Annotated in this window: 21 protein-coding genes and 1 pseudogene; 11 read left to right on the top strand and 11 right to left on the bottom strand. The window is 61.3% G+C overall.

Going from position 1 to position 23,120, the window contains the following annotated elements:
• Positions 1-9 precede the first annotated feature (9 nt).
• The 3 genes from J2Y68_RS03185 (at position 10) to J2Y68_RS03175 (ending at position 2,501) form a co-directional block, all read left to right on the top strand.
• Entirely contained in the window at positions 10-1,434 is a 1,425-nt protein-coding gene (locus J2Y68_RS03185; RefSeq protein ID WP_309989582.1) for an aldehyde dehydrogenase family protein, read from the top strand.
• A 21-nt stretch (positions 1,435-1,455) separates the two neighbouring features.
• The gene (locus J2Y68_RS03180; RefSeq protein WP_309989578.1) at positions 1,456-1,995 is read left to right on the top strand and encodes a nuclear transport factor 2 family protein; all 540 of its coding nucleotides are present in this window, start codon (positions 1,456-1,458) and stop codon (positions 1,993-1,995) included.
• Between the two features lie 233 nt (positions 1,996-2,228).
• Positions 2,229-2,501 (top strand): hypothetical protein, encoded by a 273-nt coding sequence (locus J2Y68_RS03175; RefSeq protein WP_309989576.1) that lies wholly within the window; start codon positions 2,229-2,231, stop codon positions 2,499-2,501.
• A 644-nt stretch (positions 2,502-3,145) separates the two neighbouring features.
• On the opposite strand, the gene J2Y68_RS03170 is transcribed toward J2Y68_RS03175, so the two are convergent.
• The 5 genes from J2Y68_RS03170 to J2Y68_RS03150 form a co-directional block, all read right to left on the bottom strand.
• Positions 3,146-3,274 (bottom strand): hypothetical protein, encoded by a 129-nt coding sequence (locus J2Y68_RS03170; RefSeq protein ID WP_309989573.1) that lies wholly within the window; start codon positions 3,272-3,274, stop codon positions 3,146-3,148.
• Positions 3,275-3,776: 502 nt separating this feature from the next.
• Positions 3,777-4,520: an SDR family oxidoreductase gene (locus J2Y68_RS03165; protein WP_309989570.1), complete on the bottom strand. Its 744-nt coding sequence runs from the start codon at positions 4,518-4,520 to the stop codon at positions 3,777-3,779.
• A 2-nt stretch (positions 4,521-4,522) separates the two neighbouring features.
• Positions 4,523-4,879, bottom strand: a complete 357-nt coding sequence (locus J2Y68_RS03160; protein ID WP_309989567.1) for a hypothetical protein — start codon at positions 4,877-4,879, stop codon at positions 4,523-4,525.
• On the bottom strand, positions 4,876-6,084 hold the full coding sequence (locus tag J2Y68_RS03155) for an acyl-CoA dehydrogenase family protein (protein WP_309989565.1): 1,209 nt from the start codon (positions 6,082-6,084) through the stop codon (positions 4,876-4,878). The genes J2Y68_RS03160 and J2Y68_RS03155 overlap by 4 nt, the downstream gene beginning before the upstream one ends.
• Positions 6,085-6,086: 2 nt before the next feature.
• The gene (locus J2Y68_RS03150; protein WP_309989563.1) at positions 6,087-6,650 is read right to left on the bottom strand and encodes a flavin reductase family protein; all 564 of its coding nucleotides are present in this window, start codon (positions 6,648-6,650) and stop codon (positions 6,087-6,089) included.
• Between the two features lie 108 nt (positions 6,651-6,758).
• Here J2Y68_RS03150 and J2Y68_RS03145 point away from each other — a divergent pair, with 108 nt between their 5' ends.
• Positions 6,759-7,682: a LysR family transcriptional regulator gene (locus tag J2Y68_RS03145; protein WP_309989560.1), complete on the top strand. Its 924-nt coding sequence runs from the start codon at positions 6,759-6,761 to the stop codon at positions 7,680-7,682.
• Positions 7,683-8,213: 531 nt separating this feature from the next.
• On the opposite strand, the gene J2Y68_RS03140 is transcribed toward J2Y68_RS03145, so the two are convergent.
• The 3 genes from J2Y68_RS03140 to J2Y68_RS03130 form a co-directional block, all read right to left on the bottom strand.
• Entirely contained in the window at positions 8,214-9,347 is a 1,134-nt protein-coding gene (locus J2Y68_RS03140) for a tyramine oxidase subunit B (protein ID WP_309989558.1), read from the bottom strand.
• A gap of 118 nt (positions 9,348-9,465) precedes the next feature.
• Positions 9,466-10,725: an allantoate amidohydrolase gene (locus tag J2Y68_RS03135; protein WP_309989555.1), complete on the bottom strand. Its 1,260-nt coding sequence runs from the start codon at positions 10,723-10,725 to the stop codon at positions 9,466-9,468.
• On the bottom strand, positions 10,725-11,873 hold the full coding sequence (locus J2Y68_RS03130) for an FAD-dependent oxidoreductase (RefSeq protein ID WP_309989552.1): 1,149 nt from the start codon (positions 11,871-11,873) through the stop codon (positions 10,725-10,727). Before J2Y68_RS03130 ends, J2Y68_RS03135 begins: the two co-directional genes overlap by 1 nt.
• A gap of 119 nt (positions 11,874-11,992) precedes the next feature.
• On the opposite strand from J2Y68_RS03130, the gene J2Y68_RS03125 reads away from it, so the two are divergent.
• A complete protein-coding gene (locus J2Y68_RS03125; protein WP_309989549.1) occupies positions 11,993-12,910 on the top strand; it encodes a LysR family transcriptional regulator in 918 nt (305 codons plus the stop codon).
• Between the two features lie 378 nt (positions 12,911-13,288).
• Here the strand turns inward: J2Y68_RS03125 and J2Y68_RS03120 are convergent, their stop codons facing one another.
• Complete coding sequence (locus J2Y68_RS03120) at positions 13,289-14,299, bottom strand: LysR family transcriptional regulator (RefSeq protein WP_309989547.1); 1,011 nt, start codon at positions 14,297-14,299, stop codon at positions 13,289-13,291.
• Between the two features lie 141 nt (positions 14,300-14,440).
• Here J2Y68_RS03120 and J2Y68_RS03115 point away from each other — a divergent pair, with 141 nt between their 5' ends.
• Genes J2Y68_RS03115 through J2Y68_RS03090 form a run of 6 tightly spaced genes read left to right on the top strand, consistent with a single transcriptional unit; the run spans position 14,441 to position 20,640 of the window.
• The gene (locus J2Y68_RS03115; protein ID WP_309989544.1) at positions 14,441-15,460 is read left to right on the top strand and encodes a VOC family protein; all 1,020 of its coding nucleotides are present in this window, start codon (positions 14,441-14,443) and stop codon (positions 15,458-15,460) included.
• Positions 15,461-15,464: 4 nt separating this feature from the next.
• Positions 15,465-16,406, top strand: coding sequence for a fumarylacetoacetate hydrolase family protein (locus J2Y68_RS03110; protein ID WP_309989541.1), 942 nt, complete (start codon positions 15,465-15,467; stop codon positions 16,404-16,406).
• Entirely contained in the window at positions 16,403-17,395 is a 993-nt protein-coding gene (locus J2Y68_RS03105; RefSeq protein WP_309989538.1) for a cyclase family protein, read from the top strand. Before J2Y68_RS03110 ends, J2Y68_RS03105 begins: the two co-directional genes overlap by 4 nt.
• Positions 17,396-17,454: 59 nt before the next feature.
• Positions 17,455-18,579, top strand: a complete 1,125-nt coding sequence (locus tag J2Y68_RS03100) for an FAD-dependent monooxygenase (RefSeq protein ID WP_309989536.1) — start codon at positions 17,455-17,457, stop codon at positions 18,577-18,579.
• Positions 18,576-19,652: an amidohydrolase family protein gene (locus tag J2Y68_RS03095; RefSeq protein ID WP_309989533.1), complete on the top strand. Its 1,077-nt coding sequence runs from the start codon at positions 18,576-18,578 to the stop codon at positions 19,650-19,652. Before J2Y68_RS03100 ends, J2Y68_RS03095 begins: the two co-directional genes overlap by 4 nt.
• A gap of 10 nt (positions 19,653-19,662) precedes the next feature.
• Positions 19,663-20,640, top strand: a complete 978-nt coding sequence (locus tag J2Y68_RS03090; protein WP_309989529.1) for a fumarylacetoacetate hydrolase family protein — start codon at positions 19,663-19,665, stop codon at positions 20,638-20,640.
• Between the two features lie 442 nt (positions 20,641-21,082).
• Here J2Y68_RS03090 and J2Y68_RS03085 read toward each other — a convergent pair.
• Positions 21,083-21,218 (bottom strand): annotated as a pseudogene (locus J2Y68_RS03085) (IS30 family transposase); the annotation flags it as partial.
• A 326-nt stretch (positions 21,219-21,544) separates the two neighbouring features.
• On the bottom strand, positions 21,545-23,089 hold the full coding sequence (locus J2Y68_RS03080; RefSeq protein ID WP_309989526.1) for a family 43 glycosylhydrolase: 1,545 nt from the start codon (positions 23,087-23,089) through the stop codon (positions 21,545-21,547).
• Positions 23,090-23,120: the final 31 nt, after the last annotated feature.

Below are 23,120 nucleotides of genomic sequence, written 5' to 3'. Positions count from 1 at the left end.
GATCAACATATGAATACCCAGGTTCAAACCCGGACCTTTGAACACCTCTTGGACGTGATCCAGCCCAAGGCGGGAGGCCGGGAGATTCATGATCCCGCGACTGGTGCTGTAGTTGGCTTGGCGCCGGAGCACAATATAGATGATCTTCAGGCTGCCATCGCGGCGGCTCACGCTGCCCAGCCGGGATGGGCACTCCTATCCCATTGTGAGCGCTCGGAGTACCTCAACCGAGCCGCCGATGCTATTGAGATATACGCAGAAGCCTTGGCCGAACTGCTCTCCCGGGAGCAGGGAAAGCCACTGAATGGAGCCAATGCCCGCTTTGAAGTACAAGGCTGCATCGGCTGGTTGCGGGCTACCGCTGCCATGGAAGTCGGGCCCGAGATCCTCATCGATGAAGGGGATACTCGGGCTGAGCTCCATTACAAGCCTTTGGGTGTCGTTGGTGCTATAGGCCCGTGGAACTGGCCGATGATGATAGCTATTTGGCAGATAGCGCCGGCCTTGAAGATGGGCAATTCAGTAGTGGTAAAGCCTTCCGAGTACACCCCGTTATCGGTACTGGCTTTGGCCCATGTTCTCAACACCGTTTTGCCAACTGATGTCATGCATGTGATTTCGGGGGGTAGCGAAGTCGGGGCGGCCCTGACCGGCCACCCCGGGATCAGCAAAATCATGTTCACCGGCTCCACAACCACCGGTAAAGCCATCATCCGCTCTTCGGCAGATTCCGTGAAGCGCTTGACTCTCGAGCTGGGCGGGAACGACCCCGGCATCGTCCTACCCGACGCCGATCCCGCGGCGATCGCCCAGAATCTGTTCTGGGGTGCGTTCATCAACACAGGCCAGACCTGTGCGGCGCTTAAGCGCCTATACGTTCACGAAGACATTTATGATCAAGTTGTGGACGCCCTAGCCGATGTGGCTACCCGGGTCCCCATGGGCATAGGGCTGGACGAGCGCAACATGCTTGGTCCGCTGCAGAACAAGGTTCAGTTTGACATTGTGAGCCGCCTGGTCGAGGCTGCCCGTGACTCCGGTGCTCGCATCGTAACTGGAGGGAACCCGGACCCAGACCAAGCAGGATATTTCTACCCAGTAACACTAGTGGCAGAGATCGACAACAATAATCCCCTCGTGAGTGAGGAACAGTTCGGACCCGCCTTGCCCATCATCAAGTACAGCAGTGTCGAGAAAGCCCTCAAGATGGCCAACGGGCTCGACGTAGGACTTGGAGCGTCCGTGTGGTCGTCGAATATAAGTACTGCGCGAGAGATCGCGAGCAAAATCCAGGCGGGCACTGTATGGATCAACAAGCATGCAGTCGCGGACCCCCGCGTCCCTTTTGGCGGAGCCAAGAGTTCAGGCTATGGTCTCGAATTTGCACTCGAGGGCCTCAAGCAGCTCGGCCAGCCACAGGTCATTTCCTACTGAAATCAGCACCTCGTCTGCGATGTGCTGCCCGATCTCTTGTTCGGGAGCTCGTTGCAGTTCGCGGTGTGCGAAGCTACCGTCCACCTTGCGGCAGAAAAGCATGACTACCGGAATAGCCATTTCGCCTTCCTGCCCCCCAAACTCAAACTCACAGGAATCGCCATGAAGAATGCTGACGCTGCCACTCAGGTTCTGATCCGCAGTCTCGAAGACCAGCGCTATCAGGCAGTACTTGATCAGGACTATGAACGATTCGAGGCCTTGTGCCACGCCCGACTCGTGTATTCGCACTCTGGTGGGAACCGAGATTCGTTGGAGAGTTATATGAGCAAACTCCGCAGCGGTAGCCTCCGCTACCACCGGATTGATCGCTCGGTCGAGGATGTCCTAATCGTCGGAGGAACGGCGCTGGTTGTGGGTCACATGAATGCAGAGTTAAGTGTGGAGGGGCACGAAAAAACCCTGAACAACAGTTCCCTTGCGGTGTGGGTGAATGAGCTGGGCGATTGGAAATTCATCGCATACCAGCCGACGCCCCAGACAACCGGCAGATTGAACTAAACCGTTGGATGATCGGGTAGCAGCGGGGGATTCAACATTACTCCCTGGCCCCTGGCGGTCTGACATCACGCCCGGCTGTCCCTAGCTGCCGTGGAGGGGCTGGTTCCCATTCTCCCGACGGCGCGTGACCCACTTCTAGTGACGGTCTGAAGTAATAGCGATGCGTTCCCTCGGCATACAAGGCGACCGCCAAGTGTCACCCAACTGCCGACGCAAAGAAAGGTGCCTTCCCCATGGCCGACCCACAGCAGTCTCCGCTTGACGTGAAGACACTGAATCAAGGTGAGCCTGTCTTCGTGCGCAGCATACTGCGCAGCTATAGCGCAGACATTGAGGTGGTCGCTCCCGAGCTCAACGTGGTTTGGGTCAGAGAAAAAGCCACCTATGAACGCAAGCTTCTGCTTATAGGCGAGGACTGTTTATACAGAATGTGGCCGGACGAACATGACGACGCTCGCGCCCCCACAATCAGCTATCAGCCCCCCGCAATGAGGCTGTACAGCTAAGCGCATCTATCGACCCCCACGGCCTAAAGCGCGGTGGCCCTCAACAAGCAGTGTTAAGCACTAACGGTTGTGTTCCCGGACGGATTCCAGCCATATTCTTATCCTTCGACCGTGTTTGCCAGGGTGACGACGGTCAATAGGATCAAGCTTTGCTCGCTTCAGGCCACTTTGGCGCCGAGGGAATGCCGCGCAAATAATCCAGGGAGCGTTGTCGCTGATGTCGCAGCGTTATGCACGTTCCCTTGTCTGGGTCTCAGACCACGCTCACGCCCAGGGCCTTCGTATCTCTTTGGCACTGCCGAGGAACTCCGGGGAAGGCGTGGCTAGAACGAAGTTCCTACGTTTACAACGGCCACAGCATCTGGTCGGTCTGCTCCAAGAAGCGGGTCGGATGGGCACGCCGGGCAATGCCGACGGCCGGCCGGCAGCACTCCGACTGGGTGTCATGGACGCTTTTCCGATGGACTCGTTGGTTTCTCGCTGGATCCGGAAACACGTCACCGCCAGTCCTCGCTGTGTTGGAGCGGTCCGAAGGGGCCCGATTTCGGTCTCGCCGCTTCGCCGGAGCGACCCGGCACCATGGGCCGATGGGCTCGTTGGACCAAGTTGAGCCCGGGCACGGACAACCCGCGAATGAAGTCGCTCTACTCACTGTCGTGAAATATACGTTCAAAGCGGCAGAACGGGACGCCGGACAGGTCCTCCAGGATGGTTTCGACGACGTGGACCGAGTGGACCCGCCACGGGCCGCCGCAGGCGGATACAAGGATCATGACACTCTTACAGCGCCCTAAGACCACGTGTCAACGAACCGAAAGGATATCCCACCCCGGGTCCGCTGCCACAACGGGCTCCAACATCTCGTGCCTATGGTGAAGTAGAAATTCGTGTCTTTGGTGAAGCCCGACCCAGGGGGATGCAACAAGATCATCTATACCGAAAGCTGGACTGGCGCTGCGGCTGTCATGTGAAGACTGGACGCGTCCCGCCCTGCTTAACAGCCAGGCCTTTAGTGGATGGGAATTGAAGGGTGCAGAGTATGCGTTCATTGGTTTCTTTCAATTTCGGAGCGACCAAGGCAACTTTGCAGGTCACGAATAGTTGGCTGCTGGCCAAAGCAGGAGCACGCTGCAACGTCCCCGGCTCGGGACAAGGATGCGGTCAGCTTTCCCATGAAAAAACTTTTGAAACCGGCCAAGTAGCGGAGCATATTCCTGGTCAATGGCTCGGCCCTGACTGTGGTCTGTGCCGAGCGGCACAGACCACAGTCACGCCTCAGCGCATGAAAACCCCGCCGTTTATATCAAGCGTGGCGCCAGTGACGAATCCGCTGTCGGGCCCGACCAAATAGGCCACAGCCGCGGCAACTTCCTCCGCGGTCCCGACCCGTCCTGTGGGAAGCGAGCGGCCCGCTTCAGCGGCATCCGCGTCGCTGCCCATGGCAGGTGTGCGAATCGCAGCGGGGCTAACAGCATTAACCGTCACCCCATGGGGGGCAAGCTCGCGTGCGAAGATTTTTGTCAGTACGAGAGCTCCAGCTTTGGAGGCCGCATAATGCGCACCGGCGACCAGGCCTCCCTGCTGGCCGGCGAACGAGGACATGTTAACGATCCGCCCCCACCCCTTCTCACGCATGGCTGCGCCAGCGAGCTGGCAGAACAGAAGATAACTGCGAAGGTTCGTGCCCAAAACATCGTCCCACTCGTCAGGAGTGATCTCCCAGACCGATGCGCGCGGGGTGCGCCCTGCGTTGTTCACCAGGACATCGGGGGGGCCCCATGCGGCCGTCTGATCGGCGAAGCAACTCCGCACCGACTCAACGTCGGATACGTCGACGGCTATAGCCCGGGCTGTCTCTCCAGTCGGGTCGAGCTCGATCGCCAGGGCAGCGGCCGCCGTCGCGTTCAGGTCTGCGAGAGCGACATGAAGTCCGTCAGCATGAAGCCTCCGGGCAATGGCCGCTCCAAGCCCCTGCGCGGCACCCGTAACCAATGCGGTACGAATAGGATGCTCGGCCACGCTTACTCCGCCCCGAAGAACAGTGCACGACCGAGGCGAGCTTCGATCTTGTAGTAGTGCCACAGCAAGCGGTCGCCGATCGGCGTCTCACGGATAATATTGGCGATTGACCGCACAGCATCGTAGCTTGGGGCCTCTAGAAGGATATAGGCCGTCCAAGGTGCGGCACTTGAAGGCCCAACCTGTAGCGTGTCATCGTCGAAGGTCGCGAGCACACGAACCCCGAAGCGGCCGGCCAGATCAGAGAACGCAGCTTTGGTCGTCTCAAAAACCAACTTGCGCTCATCAGCGTCTGCAGCGAAGAAGGGATCGCGGACTCCGACGCAGATCATCGCGCGCATGGTCTCCGGGCTGCTCATGCGTGCACCTCTTCGCGAAGGCTTCCGTGAGTAGGAGCTAGTGCGAGTCCGAGGGAGCTGGCCGCGATGAATTCGTGGGCGGCGCTGGAGGACACGGGCATGAACCGTCCGGCCTGCACGTCGCGCCACATGCGCTCAAACGGCAGGGAACGTACGTATGCCGCGCCCCCGACCACATCGACCAGACGCGTGAAGACCTGGACGGCATTGGTCGTGCACACATGCTTCACCATCGCGCTCTGGGCAACGATTTCTTGGAGGTCAAACTCCTCGTAGTACTCCGGTGTGCCGAACTGCACTGTGTGGCGGTACAGCAGGGCGCGAGCACTCTCGATGAGGATTTCGGCATCAGCGATCGCATCCTGGGCGCGGGCATCGTCGATCAGTCCGCGTCGGCGCACCTGCTGCTTGGCCCAGTCGAGCGCACCCGTTGCCAGACCAACATATACAGCCCCGAACGCCGGCTGGGAGGAGCCGAAAACGGTCTCGGTGACCGTTGCGTCGAGGTAGCCGACAGGGAAGGAATGCACCACATCGGAGTCTGGGACAAAAAGACCGTCGAACTCCAGGTCGTTGCTTTGAGTCGCCCGCATGCCCATCATGTTCCACACATTGTGGACAGTGATCGCCGGGTCGTGCAGGTCAATCTTCATCATCAACAACTGGGGACCGTTCTCGGGATCCTCATAGCGCGCCGTAGTGGATGCATGGGTGGCCACTGCCGAGTTCGTGCCAAAGTTCTTGCGCCCCGTGATGCGGAATCCACCTTCAACGCGTTCCGCCCGTGTGCGAGCATCGGTCATCAGGTTCGGCGTTCCGAACTCGCTGGTGATGGCAGCCCAAATCAGACGGCCCTCAGCGGCTTCGCGCAACAGCCCTTCGAGTCGCTGATTCTTCGTCTTTCTCCACACCGCAGACCACTGCGCCAGCGGAGTGAAATGCATGTTCACGGCCAGGGCGGTCGCGGCGTCCGCCGACGCGATGCGCTCGACAACCGGGATTACCTCGAACAAGGTGGCCCCGAGGCCACCAAGCTCCTCCGGGACGGACAGGTTCAGAAGACCCACCTCACGCATGTCCTCGTAGTTCTGGAACGGGAAGGTGTTGTTCAAGTCATTCTCAGCTGCCCGATCTCGGAACCGTTCAACGAGTTGGTCAGCCAGGGCGAGAAACCCCTTCTGGCGGTCAGTGTATAGCTGTTTCATGGCTACGCTTTCTTCTCCGTGGACGTCGATTCGAGGGGGGCGTGGATCCCGTAGGCGCGGGATCCATAGATAAGGGTCTTTGTGTCGTCGAGAGTCTGGGCATCCACGACTCGGCCAACAATCAGAAGGTGGCTGCCGGCGACCAAGAACTGCTCGGCGTGGCAATCGAACGATGCTGCCGCTGAGCTGAGGATCGGGGATCCCGTGCGGAGCGATCCCCATTCCGTACCAAACTTGTATCGGGTACCGGGACCGGACGCACCAGCGAAGTCCTGGGCGATATCAACATTGCCTGTGGACAGCACGTTGACGGCGAAGCACCGGTTGCTATGCACGGCATCAGCTACCGGAGCGCCGCGATAAAGCCCGATGACCAAGGTAGGCGGGTCAGCAGACACTGACATCATCGCGGTGACTGTTTGACCGAAGCGACCTGCGGTGCCGTCGGTAGTGACCAAGGTTACTGCCGCCGTAGCTTTGCCCATGCCGGCGATAAACCGGTGTCGGATTTCCGTACCGGACACAGGCGACAATGCAAGCCTGTGAAAATCGGCGTTAGGTGCCACGATTCCTCCAAGTGATCTGGGTTACTCACTAAGTCTGTCGGCAGCCAATTCTTTAATCAAATAGATAGTCCAGTTGAAGTATATTGATTAAATGTATTTAATGGGCATATGTCTTCGCGCCCTGACGTTACACTTGCCCAGCTTGAAGCGCTGATCGCCGCGGGCGACGCCGGAAGCGTCAGCACAGCCGCCGCCATGCTCCACACGTCCCAGTCGAACCTCTCGATTTCTCTAGGGAACCTCGAGCGAAGGCTCGGTGTAGAACTACTAGTACGCCACCGCTCAAAGGGCGTCAGCCTCACTGCCATTGGACGGAAGATTTCGATTCGAGCGCGCGACATCCTCGAGGCCGTACACGGGCTTCAGGACGCCGCCCGAGGAGAGCTGGACGAGTTGGAAGGCGAGGTTCGGATCGGATGTTACCTGCCGCTGACTCCGTTTTACATCCCTCGACTGATGGCCGACCTCCGGGAAGGGTCGCCGCACACAAGACTTGCTATCACAGAGGGCAGCCAAGACGTTCTGCAACGGGCCGTCTTGGACGGAGAATTGGATCTGGCGCTTGTATACGACCAGTCACTGCCGGACCAACTGGACTTCCATCACCTGGCCTACGTTTGGCCGTACGTCATCGCCGCTCCCGCTAGCGAAATTGGAGCGAGCGAGCAGGTGAGTCTTCTAGAACTTTCCGCTTACACGATGGTCAACTACGAGACTGCGTTCACGGCCGCCCGGTCACTGGACCTCTTTCGCTCGGCAGGAGCACCTCTGCCCGCGGAAGTGCGTGCGACAAGTCTTGATTCAGTGCGAGCCCTCGTGGCCGCAGGAGTTGGCTTCTCTATCCTCAATCAGCGCTGGGGAACTGATCTCACCGCCGATGGCGCACGTGTCGTCTCCATAGAGCTGAGCGACCAGGTCACCCCCCTTGGGTTGGGAGTGCTCACCCGTCCCAGCACCCGCAGTGCTAAGGTTTCGACGGTCATCTCGCTCCTCGGCGCACATGCGAAGGAGCGCCATTCAGCCCGAGAATAGGAAAGCGGGGCCGACTTCAGGAGCACCGACAGATTGGTTCACCCGTCGGCGCCACGCTTGCCCCGTCCACCCTATGGTTTAGGCCAGAACCGCAAGAGCCACAACCAAGCCAAATGGCGCCTTCGTCCATCACCATGGCCAAGATGAGGGCGCTACAAACGCCGCTCAGACGGGCACGATCACCCAGTTCAACGGTTAACGCGGTTGTTAGCTCCATGCAGTGTCAAGGAGACGCGGGTTTCTGCGCCTCTCCACAGAGCCTCTCGTTTCGTTTTGCTGGATGGCGAACCGTACGCGAGTGGAAGAAACTGCATGGGCCCGATACGGTGTGCGGGTCACGGCGGTGCGGAGGGCCTGTGTTCCGAGGAGTCCGAAACCGCCTCCATGCAAACAAACCAGGACCGAACTGACAGCAGCCAGGCCACGTTTCCCGAATCCATGGGATACCCCTTTGACGAAGCAGATTTTCGGGTGCGGCTGGTTGGTCCACGTGGGGGCAGGTGACCTCTGCCCCCCACGCGGGTCTTGGTTCTAGGCGAGAGCAGGGGTGTCCCACAGGTTCAGGACAGTGCCGATGTTCTTATCCTCGGCCGTGCGGTAGAGGTCGGTGGCCCAGGCTACGTCCTCGATGGGCATTCCTCCGACGGAGTAGAGGATGATTTCATCGTCGTCCCGGCGTGCCGGGAGCTTGCCTGTCGCGATGTCCGCGATCTCTTCGATCTTCGACGCCGGGATCTTGCCTTCTTCCAAGAGCCCGAACCAGTGCGATCCCGGGATGCCGAGGATCTGGTAGGCGGTGGGGCCGTATTCTTCGAGCCACGCCTGGTAGAGGCCTTCAGCGTCGATCACCAGTCGCGCGCCGCCTTGCAGGAAGTCGTCATCGAAACGGGCGGCGGCAGGCAGCAGCAGCAGGGCCCCGGGCTTGATGGCATGCTTCGGGAAGTACGGGAAAGCTACGCTGCCGGCGGCGTCGGTGGAGGTGGTGGCCATGACGACGTCGGCCTCGGCGATGGCCTCTTCGATGGTTACAGCGGGAGCGACTTCGGTGAGCTGGGGGAAGGTGGCCTGGGCCCAGTCAACAAACGCCTGGGTGCTGCCGGTGCTGCGGCCTTTCACGTAGAGGGTGTCGATCGACGGGCGCAGGGCCAAGGTGGTGGACAGAACCGACCGGGCAATGACGCCCGGACCGACGACGGCGGCGACCTTTGCGTCCGCTTTTGCCAGGTGCTTGACGCCGACGCCGGGGACGGCGCCGGTGCGGTAGGCGCTGAGGAGGTTGGCGCTCATGATCGACAAAGGGGCGCCGGTGTCGCGGTCGTTCAGCACGAACACGTGGATCGAGCGGGGGAGGCCCTTTGCGCGGTTTTCAGTGTTGGAGCCATACCACTTCACGCCGGAGGTGCCGAAGCGTCCACCGAGGTAGGCGGGCATGGCCATGAAGCGGCGGTCGGGTCCGTCTTTCGGCATGCCTGCGAACTCGGGTGCTGCCGGAAAGGTAATCATGGCACCGTGCGAGTTGCCGTTCTCGCCGGCCATCCGGTAATCACCCTGACGCAGGAGAACGAGGGCTTCTTCCATTACGTCAGTGCAACGGACGAGGTCGGCTACACCGGCCTCGATCATGTCGGGCTCGCTGAGGTAACGGAAGTTGATTTGAGTAGACATAGGAATCCTGATTCTTGACGGGGAACAAAAATTAGTAACTGCGAGTAAATGCTGGTGCCGTCACCCATTCGTCCAGCGAATGTTTCCGGCGTGCTACTTCTTGTGATGATGCCTGGCTTCAGGCGAGGAGGGTTTCGAGGGCGTCGGCCAAGGCCTTCGCCCCGGTCTCGGCGTCTTCGTCCAGCACGTGTTCTTCGGGGGAATGGGAGATGCCGCTGGGGTTGCGCACGAACACCATGGCGGTGGGGACGAATGCGGAGAGGATGCCTGCGTCGTGCCCGGCGCCGGTGTCCAAGATGGGCGCGTTGGGCAGCGCTTGTTGGAGCTGATGTAGCAGGCCGGTGTCGAAATGGACGGTGGGGGACAGTGATTCTTCCGTGAGGCTTACGACGCAGCCTTCTTCGGCGGCGATCCGTTGTGCTTGCTGGTGGATGCTTTGCACGACTGCTGCTGTTACGGCGTCGTCGGGGTGGCGGACGTCGAGCCAGAAGTCTACGCGGGAGGCGATGACGTTGGTTCCGCCGGGGACGGGCTGGAGCCTGCCGACGGTTGCGCGCGCGTGGGCTTGTTGTAGGGCTGTGTCGCGGATGGCCACGACAGTACGGGATGCAGCGACCATTGGGTCGCGCCGAGCGGCCATGAGGGTGGTGCCGGCGTGGTTGCCTTGTCCGTGAATTCTCAGGCGCCAGCGTCCGTGACCGAGGATGGAGGATGCGATGGCGATGGGCTGGTCGAGTTCGATCAGGCCGCGGCCTTGTTCGACGTGCAGCTCCACAAACTGCCCTATCTGGCCCAATAGTTGATCGTCGCGGCCAACGAACCGCGGGTCCAAGCCGTTGGCCTTGGCGACGGCAGCGAAGGTGTTGCCGCCGGAGTCGCGGAGGTTACGGGCCTTGTCGGGGTCGATGGCCCCGGTCATGAGCCGGGAACCGAGGCAGGCGACACCGAAGCGGGAGCCTTCCTCTTCGGGGAAAACTACCACGGCGAGCGGTCGGGTGGGGTTGGTTCCGCGGCTCTTAAGAATGTCTAGGGCCACCAGCGCAGAAGCAATGCCGAGGGGCCCGTCGAAGGGGCCACCGCCGGGAACGGAGTCGAGGTGGCTGCCGGTGATTAATGCGTTGGTCCGGTCCTTTTCGGCGGTATCCCACCAGGCCCAGATCGCTCCGTTCCTGTCGGCTTCCACGCTCAGCCCGCGCTGGGTGGCCTCGTCGATGAACCATTCGCGCAGTTCCAGTTCGGCGGTGGAGTAGACAGGGCGGGTGTAGCCGCCGCGCACCACGTCCTTGCCAATGGTCGACATGTCGGACAGCAAACCGGTAACTGTTGACGGCGTCTTGCTTGGCTGGGCGGTGAGGCTGCCCGTGGTTTGAGTAGGCATTAGCGGGCTCCTGCTGCGATGGCCCGAGCGGCGAGGCGGAACTGTTCGGGGACCGGTCCGATGCCGGTGGCGAGGTCCGCGGCGAATTGTCCGATCAGCGGGGCGAACTTGGCGCCGTGCCCGGAGCAGGGGGAGAGGATGGTGATGCCGTCGGCGCGGTCGATGATGAAATCCTCGGTGGGGGTGTTGGTGAACAGGCAGGTGGTCTCGGCGTATGGTTCGGGCGTAAGCCCCGGGAGGTATCTTTCCACGTAGTCAATGACACGACGGCGGTTGACTGGGTCGATCAGACCATCCTGGTCCGCGGCCGAAGGCAGGATCTTGCCGCCGTTGTACTCGGCGACCTTTTGCCCTCGGAAATTTGCGTCGCTGCCGCCCGGAAGACCGTAAGCCTGCCAGCCCTCACGCTTGTGGATGAACGTGGGCCAAGTTTCGTTTGAGGACTGGTCGGCGTAGGGAAAGTGGTAGGCCTGTTCCTGTCGCACCTCGATGTGGGGCATGCCCGCAAGGTAACCGGAGGGCAGGGACAAGGAGTCGAGGAGCTGGCGGAGCCAGCCGCCAGCCGCGACGATCACGTTCGCTGCCTTCACCGCACGGGCATCCTCGGAGGTCAGGATGTAGTCACCGGCGGCGCCCTTGACGGAGGCGACGGCCCAGTCGTTGTGGAGTGCCGCACCATGGGCCACTGCTTGCGCCACCATGGCATCAACGGAATCGTGCGCGTCGATGACACCGGCACCTGGGTGCCACAGAACATCGGTATCGAAGGCGATTTGACCCCAACGACCCTGGGCTTCTGTGGCGGTCAGGAGTTCGTGCTCGATCCCATGCGAGGACAAGGCAGCCGCAAGGCGCTCGGGCTGTCGGACGGCACCGTAGTCAACGGCGCCGGTCGGAGTGATGAATTGCTTGCCGGACAGGCGAGCCAGTTCGTCCCAGCCGTTCTTCGCTTGCAAGACCAACCCGGTGTAGAAAGCGTCCGGGTAGGCGTAGCGGAAGATTCGGGCTGAGCCATGGGAGCTTCCGGCGTTATTGGCCGGGGTGGTCCGTTCCAGCAGGGCTACGTCGTGGCCGCGGGCGGCCAGTTGCCAGGCCGTGGCCGCGCCGGCGAGGCCGGCTCCGACAACGACGTATTCGAACGATTCCATTGGGGAGCTCCTGTGCTGAATGACCGAGGTTCGGCGGTGAACCCAGTTACTCACCACTCGGCGGGCGGCGTCCAATATCATTTATGAAAGGATTGTTATCGTCAATTGAAAGAATGGTCATGGAACTCAGGCAACTGCGGTACTTCCTCGTGGTCGCGGACGAACTTCACTTCGGCCGGGCAGCCGAACGCCTGCACCTGACCCAGCCTCCGCTGACCGTGGCCATTCGGCGCTTGGAAACCGAGTTGGGCGTCCAGTTGTTCGACCGAACCACTCGCCGCGTCGCTCTGACTCCGGCCGGGGAGGCGTTCAGGAATCGGATCCAAGCGGCGGTCATGGAATTGGACGACGCAGCAGGAGATGTTGCCAGTGTGGCGGCAGGCCTGAGTGGTCGGATCAGGGTGGGATTCGTCAGTTCCGCAAGCTACACCACCATCCCCGAAGCGATCAGGGCCTTCAGGGAACTGCGTCCCCGGGTCGAACTGGCCTTGAGACCGCTCACCAGTGGCGAACAGTTCGACCAACTGCTCGACGGCGAGCTGGATTTAGGTGTGGTCCGCGACCCGGGTGAGGTACCAGGCCTGACATTGCAATTCGTCAGCACGGAAGAGCTGGTTGCCGTCATGCCGGAAGCGCACCCATTGACGTCGTCGCGGGCGGAGATTCGACCAGAGGACTTTGAAGGCGAGCCAATGATCCTATTCCCGTACCGCCTCATGCCTGGCTTCGTAGCACGGGTACTTCGGCTGTTCGATGGAGCAGGGCTGTCCCCGAATGTGATCCAGCAGTCCATCCACCAGGAAACCGTCCTCGGACTCGTGGCTGCAGGGCTCGGTATCTCGATCCTCCCTGAGTCCGTAAGTCGCTTCCAGATGCCGGGCGTGGTCGCCAAACGCATCACGGGGCACCCCCAGACGTCCCTCTTCGCGGCGCACTTGGCTAACCCTTCTCCTGCCGTCGACGAATTCCTGCAATGCCTTCAAGACGCGGAACACGTCGAGATGCGAAGTAAGACGGCCGAAAGTTTATGCGGATGAAATTTACACTCGTGGATTATTAACAGCCGTCTGCGATGCCTAGGATTGGCACGATCACCGCCCTGCTCGCCAGCCGACTGGGCTGCTCGGATCCGAGTATGTCAAGAAGCTTGTCGAGTTCAAGAAGGACAATGCGCACCGGAAACTGATCACGAAAAAGGGGAGCCCCAAGGAGATCGAACTGAAGATGCGCCAAAAACATTTGCGACGCGGAATCGGCACCCTATCTCTACGCAACGAGCTGAAACAGCTAAGGCGGCTTCACGGACGGGCCGCAGGTCGAACAGACCTCCAGCCCAACGCCGTAAGGGCTATAGGCCTTGACCGGCCACGCTTGGCGCGACGCTGTCTCTCTAGACAAATCCCGGCTATTAGCCGTTATGGTCCGTCTAGGCCGTCAATCGGCTGCTCTGTGTTGGGCCATAGTGCGTCCTCGTTTTCGGTATCCCCTGAAACGAGGACGGGGCATTCTGTCGGGGGGAAGTGTTCATGGAGTCGAGAGCAGGCGCGCTGTACGACGGAGCGGAGCCAGGTATTTGCTGGGTCTTCTGTCAGCGACGGATGCCAGTACATGGCCTCGATGAGTGAGGCCTCAAGTTTTTCCGAAAATTCGAGCACCGCGATGTTTGCGCCGCGTTGAGCTTTTATGGCGAGCATGCGGGGCACCAGGGCCAAGAGGTCTGTTCCTTCGACCAGGAGCGGCAGGGAAAGAAACCCGGCAACGACGGCGGCTACTTGGCGTCTCAGACCCCTCGATTCGAATAGTTTGTCTGCGGGCGTGCTGATGCCTTCTCCGAAGTAGCCGACTGCGTGTGGAACGGCTACAAGGTCGTGCAGTGACAGGCGAGGTGATTGAAGGATTTCATTGTTCACATCCGCGACCGCCACAAAGTTGTCCCGGAAGAGCTGTTTGGAGTCTCCTTGCATGCGGTAGCCGGTTGGGCCCACGAGGAGGTCTATTTTTGTGTATTCCGCCATAGTGCCCTGGAGCCCGGATGTGGGTACCACGTCTACGGTTATGTGGGAGGCCTCTTCCTTCAGGATTCCACGCAACGGTCCGACGATGAGCGCGGCGGCGTAGTCAGATGCGGCGATGACGAATCCACGTTCACTCGTCGCCGCATCGAAACCTGAGCGAACGCGCGTAGCTCGTTGGACGTGCAGAATGGCTTCGTCAATCAGCGGCACCAGAGACGTGGCGAAGGGTGTGAGGTCGTGGGTGCGGCCATTGCGGACCAGGAGTTCGTCGTCGAAATGCCGCCGGAGTCTGGACAGCGCGGCGCTGGTTGCGGGCTGACTGAGCTGGAGCCGATCGGCTGCCCGGGAAACGTTCCGGAGTTCAAGTAGAACCTGAAGCTGTGGCAGGAGATTGAGATCCAGATTTTTCATCTCAGCATCTTATCGATGTATCCATTCAACAAATAGTCCCTATCAAGCATTCGCCCTTCTTCAAATACGTGACCTGAGTCATGGTTGTATCAGGAAGCGAACAAAAGCGTTCCAGTCATCAGCCTTCAGAAGGAATTCATCGTGGAAACTCCCCTCTCCCATCTTGCCCACCTCGAAATCACCGCTCCGGACGTCGACGCCTCGGCCCGGTTCTACGAGGGGAAGTTCGGTATGCGCATCATCGACCGCGTGGATGGCAACGTGTACCTGCGTTGCTGGGGCGACTACTACCGTTACAGCCTGGTCATCACGGAAGGTCCCGAGGCATCCTTGGGTCGGATGGCGTGGCGCACCAATTCCCAGTCCGCGCTGGAAGCCGCAGCAGCCCGTGTTGAAGCAACCGGCGTGCAGGGCAGCTGGACTGCCGGTGGCCACGGCTTCGGCAAGGCCTACGAATTCACCGGCCCTTACGGACACCACATGCGCCTGTTCTATGACGTGGAGAAGTTCGTGGCCGAGCCCGGCTTCGAGTCCACCTACCCGGACCGGCCGGAGCGCCGCAGCAGCCACGCTGCCGCGCCCAGGTTCCTGGACCACGTCACGGTAGCAAGCTCTGATGTCCGTGGATTCGCCAAGTGGCACAACGAAGCCCTGGGCTTCCGCATCATGGCGTTCGTGGACCTGGACGAAGCTCCCATCACGGTCTTCTCCGTCCTGACCACCAACGAGAAATCCCACGACCTCGGCGTCGTGGCGGACACCTCCAGCCGCCCGGGCCGCGTCAACCACATCGCTTTCTGGGTGGACGCCACCGAGGACCTGCTCCGCACCGCGGACGTCATGATGGAAAACGGCACCCCCATGGAATACGGACCCTCCATCCACGGCGTTGGCGAGCAGAACTTCCTCTACTTCCGCGACCCCTCAGGTCTCCGCGTCGAGCTCAATTCCGGCGGCTACCGCAACTATGTGCCGGACTGGGAAGCCAACACCTGGAAGCCCTCGGAAGGCTCCAACAACTTCTACAAGAACGGTGCCATGCCGCATTCCATGACCGAGTCCTTCCCGCCCGCCGAAGGCTTCACCGCAACGGAAGAAGGTGCTTCCGCTGAAATGAAGGAAGCACTCCTGAACCCCTACGCGAAGCAGGGCCGGGGCTAACCCAATGTCCAACGCAACATACTCCCTGATCCGCTTTCAGGAACCCGGCGACACTAAAGCGAAGGTCGGCCTGCTGGTCGGTGACCGCGTCCTGCCCCTGGACAGTGACATCAACTCGCTGATCCAGCACTGGGCAACCACTGAAAGCGAGCTCGACCAACTGGCCGCAACGGTTGGCGAGGAGACATCTCTGGCGCTGTCCGGCGTCGAGGTCCTTGCCCCGGTTGAACCGGCGCAGGTCCTGCAGACCGGCGCCAACTACCGCAAGCACGTGATCGATCTGGCCGTGGCCCACCGGGAAGCCGGCCAGGACGCAGAGGAGGTGCGCGCGAAAACCGCTGCAATGATGGACCAACGGGCAGGCCAGGGAACCCCGTACTTCTTCATCGGCCTCCCGACGGCGATTGCTTCAGCCACGGACGATCTCACCCTGCCGGGGTACAGCAAATCCCACGACTGGGAACTTGAACTCGCTGCTGTGATCGGTAAGGAAGCGTTCCGGGTCACCCCGGAAGAGGCGCTTGACTACGTCTTTGGGTACACCATGGTCAACGACATCACCACGCGCGAGTACGTCTTCCGCAAGGACATGCCCGCCATCGGTTCGGACTGGTACCGCGCCAAGAATGCACCGGGCTTCCTGCCCACCGGTCCGCTGCTGGTGCCTGCCAAGTTCTTCGGAGACCCGCAGGATGTACAGGTCACGTTGAAGCTCAATGGCAAGGCCATGCAGGACGAATCGACTCAGGACATGATCTTCGGTGTCGCCAAGCTTGTCAGTGAAGCATCGCAGATCATGCCCTTGCGACCCGGAGACCTGGTCCTTACAGGCAGCCCCGCAGGGAACGGCCAGCACTGGGGACGGCTCCTCCAGGATGGCGATGTCATGGAAGGCACCATCACCGGACTGGGCACCCAACTCATCCACTGCAAGGACGAAGAGTGACCACTGAAGCAGCGAAAGCTTCCTTGATCCAGCGCTCCGACCCGCTGGCCAGCATTGCTGCGGCTGCGGGGCAGTTCAACAACTGGGGCCGCTGGGGCGAAGACGACGTTCTCGGAACGCTCAACTTCATCGATGCAGCGAAACGGGTCGAAGCCGCAGCGCTGGTCACCACCGGGGAGGCCTTCTCCTTGTCCCAGCCCTTCGATACCAACGGCCCCCAAAAGGGATGGCGCCGCCGCACCAACCCCGTCCACACCATGACCGACACCGGAGTCGATGCCGAACGCGGCAACCAAGGATTCCCGCACGGCTTCGGCGGGGCTGATGACGTCATCGCCATGCCCTTGCAGTGCTCTACGCAGTGGGATGGGCTTGGGCATATCTTCGATCGGGGTAAGGCATGGAACGGCAGGGCCGCAGGCGATGTCGTCACCTCCGAGGGCGATCTTGTCACCGGGATTGAAACCGCCGCGGCGAAGATCGTCACCCGCGGCGTGCTGCTGGACGTAGGCCGGGCCCTGGGCGTAGATGGGGAACTACCCGATGGCTTTGCGATCACCCCGGAGCACTTGGAGAGCACGATCGAACGTCAGGGCACCAGCTCCGCTGTTCGCCGCGGAGACATTCTGGTAATCCGAACCGGGCAGTACACCCGGGTCCGCCGTGAAGGCTGGGGTGACTATGCTGGTGGGTCCGCTCCGGGCCTTTCCTTCACTACGGCGGCGTGGCTGCACGCCTCGGAAATCGCGGGAATCGCCACGGACACCTGGGGATTCGAGGTCCGTCCCAACGAGTTTGAAGGTGCTTTCCAGCCCCTGCACCAGATCGCCATTCCCAACCTCGGATTGTTCCTGGGCGAAATGTGGGACCCGGACCCGCTCGCTGAGGCTTGCGCTGCAGACGGCAAGTACGACTTCATGCTCACCGCAGCGCCACTCCCCATCACGGGGGCTGTCGGCTCACCGGTCAATCCCATCGCTGTTCGATAGCAGTCCCTGCAAAACGCAGCACAATAGGCAGTAACGCCGTCACCATAAAGGAGTCAAAGATGGCAGCAGTACAAAAGGTCGGAATCGTCGGAGCGGGAGCTGCGGGACTGACCGCCGCCATCCTCCTCGCCGACGCGGGAGTCGACGTCGAGATTCTGGAGAAGGCCGCCGAGCCGCAGACGCTGGGTTCGGGCATCACCTTGCAGGGCAATGCCCTGAGGATCCTGCGCGAACTCGGCGTCTGGGAGCAGGTGAAAGCAAGGGGCTACGGCTTCAGCACCCTCGGACTTCGGGCTCCCAATCCTGATGGGACCGTCCTGGCTGTCCTCGAGGACATCAAAACCGGTGGCGACGACCTTCCGGCAACGCTCGGAATGTACCGGCCGGACTTGACCGCCATCCTCCGGGACCGGGCTCTGCAAGCCGGCGCCCGGATCAGTTATGGCAAAACAGTCACCGATATAGCGGACGACGGCGGCAGCGTCACCGTCCGCACCAGCGATAGCAGCACCTCGGACTATGACCTCCTGATCGGCGCCGATGGACTTCACTCCGCTGTCCGCAAGGCTATCGGCATCGACGTCGAACCCCAACCCACCGGCATGGGCATCTGGCGGGCCTTCGTCGAACGGCCTGAGGAAGTGGTCCGGACCGACCTCACCTACGGGGGGCCGTGTTTCATCGCCGGCTACTGCCCCACCGGACCTGACACCATCTACGCCTACCTCGTGGAGAAGGCCCAGGAACGCAAGCAGGAAGACGGTCCCAGGGTGATGGCCGAACTCGCCGGCGCCTACGGCGGCCCGTGGAACGAGATCCGCTCAAGCCTGGACCATGGCGCGCGAATCAACTACACGTGGTTCACCTCGCACCTCGTGGAGGGTCCTTGGAACCGTGGACGCACTGTGATCATCGGCGATGCAGCACACAGTTGTCCGCCCACTGTTGCTCAGGGTGCAGCCATGGCGTTGGAAGACGCCGCGGTACTTGCGGAGCTGTTGATCGCAGCAGACCACGTCACCGAGACCCTCTGGAAGGAATTCGAGGACCGTCGACTGGAGAGGGCAACTGCGGTGGTGACAGCGTCCGTCCAGCTAGGCCAGTGGATGTTGGATGGCGTCCGAGATGCAGACGTCCCCGGCCTCATGAACTCGCTCTCCACCATGCTCAAGGAACCCGCATGAACAACTCCGCCAGCAATCAACACCCCACAGTGGATGTCCACGCGCACGTCCTGATACCTGCTCTCCAGCAGTTGGTGGCCGAGAAAGACCCGCAAGGATTCAGCGACCTCCAGGCACTGGAAGTTAAGCGAAACGGCCCGGAATCCATGGCCAACTCCGGCCGCATGATCAAAGAACGCTGGCCACAGCTCACTGACCTGGAACGTCGCCTGGCGGACATGGACGCCCAAGGAGTGGACGTGCAGCTGGTCTCGCCCTCGCCGTCGCACTTCTATTACTTTGCCGGCGAAAGGCTGTCCTTGGAGCTCGCCAAGCAAGCCAATGAGGCGGTTCGCAGTTTCGTGGACCGCGCACCCGAGCGGCTCAACGGCCTTGGCCTCGTCCCCCTCCAGCACCCGCAGCACATGGTCGAAGCCCTGGAACATGCCGTACTCGAGTGTGGACTCCTAGGCGTGGAGATCGGCTCCTTTGCTGCCACGCCGGCAGACCCCGAACACAGCACCGTTGAACTCTCCGATCCACGGCTGGAACCTTTCTGGAGCCGGGCTGTGGAGCTGGGCGCGATCGTATTCCTGCACCCGTTCGGCTGCTCCCTGGACGAACGACTGGACCGCTTCTACCTGGCCAACACCGTCTCCCAGCCCGCAGAGAACGCCGTCGCGCTGTCCCACCTGATTTTCAGCGGAGTCCTGGACAGGCACCCGGACCTCAAGATCCTCGCCGCGCACGGGGGTGGTTACCTGCCCACCACCATTGGCCGATCGGACCACGCTTGGAAGGTCCGCCCCGAGGCGCAGCGGTGCGCCGAACCGCCGTCGACGTATCTTCAGAGGATCTTCTTCGATTCCCTGGTGCATAGCCCCCGCGAGCTGCGCGCCCTCGTTGAGGTGGCAGGTCCCGCGCAAGTACTGCTCGGCTCGGATTACCCATTCGACATGGGCGCCGGGGATCCTGTTGACGAAGTCCACGCAGCCGGGCTCCCCACGGCCGACGCCGCCAGAGTTCTTGCCGGCAATGCCGCGGCCCTCGGCATCACTGCCTCGGCAGCTCTCGCCGCCCGCCCCACAGCCTAAGGAAGAACACATGGTCAAGATCGCCCGCTGGACTTACGACGGCGGCACTCACGCTGGGTTCGTGGATGACGGCAGTTGCTTCGGGTTGCCGGAGGGACAAACCGTTAACCACTTGTTGGGTGCCGGATTGGCAAGAACGCTGGAGATCGCCGCGGAAACTCTTCGCGGCGCACCTTCGGTCGCCCTCGCAGACGTACAGTTGCTGGCACCGCTGGAACCGGCCACCATCCGGGACTTCGTGGCCTTCGAGGAACACGTGGAGGGGGTCCGGAAAAGCATCGACGGCGTAGCAGGCGTGGTGGCCGAATGGTACGAGGCACCCACGTTCTACTTCACCAACCCCCACACGGTGACAAGCACAGGCGAGGTGATCGGCATTCCGGCGGGTTGCAGCGAACTGGACTTCGAAACCGAAGTAGCCGCCGTCGTCGGACATGTACCGGGCAGCGACGGCAGCAACCTGTCCGCGGCAGATGCCCACCGGCACATCTTCGGTTACACGGTCCTCAACGATTGGTCGGCGAGGGATCTCCAGCGTCGTGAAATGAAGGTCAGTCTGGGCCCCTGCAAAGGCAAGGACTTCGCCAACACCCTAGGGCCGTGGATCGTGACCGCCGACGAGTTCGAACACCTGCATGACGACGAAGGCTTCCTGCCGATCTCCATGGCAGTTGAGGTCAATGGCGAACAGATTGGCCAGGATCTGCTGTCCAACATGGGCTGGCCGTTTGCAGAGCTTGTCGCTTATGCATCACAGGACTCAGTGGTGCGGCCCGGCGACGTTCTCGGATCCGGAACCTGCGGCAGCGGCTGCCTCGCTGAACTCTGGGGACGGAACGGATCCAAAACTCCGCCGCCACTGAAAACCGGCGATAAAGTGCGGATGTCCGTGGAGGGAATCGGAACTATCGAGAACACTGTGGGGAAGCGCCGTCATGGAGATACGCGAATCGCCGCCCGCGTCAGCCCCCGCACGCGCGTTCTGTAGCAGGACGAAACATGCTCGAATCCGGGCAGACTCTGGACGTTGCCTTGACAATGTCCATGAACCAGCTGCCTCGTATTGATCGCAGCTGCTGTTGCAGGCTCTCCCCGGCGTTTTTCAACTGGCAGCGGGACGTGTTGATATGGGACGAGGAGCACTCCGGCTAGATTAATGGCGTGAGCTGCCGATTCCGGGCTCCCGGACTCGTGGCAGTGGCCAATCAAGGTAACCACCAAAGCTGCCGACGGCAAAACCGATGTCCAAGGGTTTACTCTTCCTTCCCGTGGATCATGAGGCCACCCCTTAATTGCCCGGTTATTACGATGTCCATGGCGGACCTCAGATCCGCCCGGCTGATACTTAGCCAAGATCAGCATCGGTCCGCCCGATCCCAAAGTGACTCTGCAGGTGAGGTCCTCTCCAAGGGTGTTCCCTTCGGAAATTACTGCCGGAGCAAGCCATTTGTGTTCTCGTTCGAGCCGCCAGCCAGGGGCTTGCGGGTCACAGAAGTAAACCGGGATGAGCGTCTGCCGCGCGAAATCCTTGTGGCATGCCATTTCAGTGCCCTGATCCCATGTCAGGTCTTAGGTGTGCGCGGCCCGCCTCGACCAGGTAAGTAAATAGGAGTGTCGCGCGGTGTGCAGGGACAGCCACGATGACTCGAACGTCCGGGTGGCATTGCCGTCAAGCGCGAACGTGTAGTCGATAGTCGGGGCGAGACTAGGATCAGTCCCGAGGCCTGTAACAACGACGTCAAACGATGAACTTGAACAACGTCAGGAGAGACCGCGAGGCCTTTTACTCATGTCATGCTGGTCACCGCGCACAGGAAGCACCCTAGGGCGCGGCCGAATGCGCCACTGGCCAGCGCGGTTGCGAGACAACGAGCATCGGGAGGTCTTCTAGACTAGGCCTTGTCCAAGGACCTGTAGGTGTAGTAACGGAACCTCACCTGTCCGCTTCCAGTGGCGAACAGGGCTGGGCGGAGGCTCAGGAGCTCGTCCGCGGTGTTGGTGTTGTAGCCTGCCACATTGAAGCGCAGCCCGTGCCGGGTCCACTCCACCCCATCGGTGCTGTAATGCATGGTGACGATGTTGTTGTCGTTTTCAATCTTCAGGTGGATGGTCTGCGCCGCCGGAGCAGGCTCCCGCCAGTAAGGGATGGCCCGGCCTGCCCGGTAGCTTGTCATCGCGGCCCCGTCGTGGCCCATGCCGCAGTACAAGCGGTCGCTGTAATACAGGAGAAGTCCCCCTTGGGCTCCGTCAAAGAGTTCCATCGAGACGCTGATCTCATAGCGGCGGTCTCCGGCGGTGCTGGTCAGCGGGGGACTGTCCGACGGGTTGGTCCCTGAGGCCTGGAGTACCAGCCCGTCATCCAGGGAAATGCGCTGCTGCTCGCCAACGGCGGGGGCATGGAAAGACCATGGAATCCCGAGCCGCACGTTGGAAAAATCGTCCGACAAAGCGATCCCGTGCTCCTGGTCACCCTGCAGCGAACCCGCCGGGATGGGCGTCGGCATTGGCTCGGTGAGGTCGCCACCCACGGCACGGGGCCACCCGTCGTCGCCCCATTCGATGGGTTCCAAAAGAATCTGGCGCCCCAAGGTCACAAAGCCATTCTCGTAGCCGTGGTAGATGCTCCACCATTGGCCGCCGGGTCCTTCGAACAGGGTTGCATGGCCCTTGCTCCACCACGGTTCTTCCTCAGTCCACGTCCGGATGAGGGGATTGCGGGGGTGTTCTTCCCACGGGCCGTGAACCGACCGTGATCGCGCCACCGTCACCATATGTCCCGTGGGCGGACCTGAGGTCCCGCCCACCGCTGTGGTCAGGTAGAACCAGCCGCCGCGCTGCATCAGCTTGGGACCTTCGAGGGCGTAGGCCTCGGTGATCCATTCCTCCGGGTAACGCCAACCGTCGTACACATGCTCAATGTCGCCGGCTGTCGCCAGTCCATTGGCGCTGAGGCGGACACGGCTGACGCCACTCAGGAACAGATACCGGTGGCCGTCTTCCCCCACCACATGGCCGGGATCGATGTGTCCGGCAACGCCGATATCCACCGGCTCACTCCAGGGCCCGGCCATGGACTGTGCGTGGATGACGTAGATCAGCGGTGGAGCGGCGGGATCCGGTGACGCCGCCGTGGGAATGACGGGTATGTAGATGTAATAGGTGTCGTCCACCTTGCACATATCCACGGCAAAAACATTTCCCAGGGGATCCTTCAGTGCCGGTCCCAAGGGCTGCCAGTTCAGGAGGTCCCGCGAGTGCCAGATGATCAGGCCGGGCGAGGATTCGAAGGAGGAAAAGGTCAGGTAGTAGTCGTCTCCGTCGCGGAGAATCGCAGGATCGGGGTGGTCCCCTGCGAACACCGGGTTGAGGTACGTTCCATCGCCCCGATCGGCGCGACGCTGTCCCTCTGACAGGGCAGTGGGTGTGGCATCCTTCATCAACATTTCCTTCTTCATCTCCATGGTTGGG

The sequence above is a fragment of the Paenarthrobacter nitroguajacolicus genome (assembly GCF_031455195.1).
GTDB lineage: Bacteria > Actinomycetota > Actinomycetes > Actinomycetales > Micrococcaceae > Arthrobacter > Arthrobacter nitroguajacolicus_D.
This window is presented reverse-complemented; position numbering and strand designations above follow the sequence as displayed.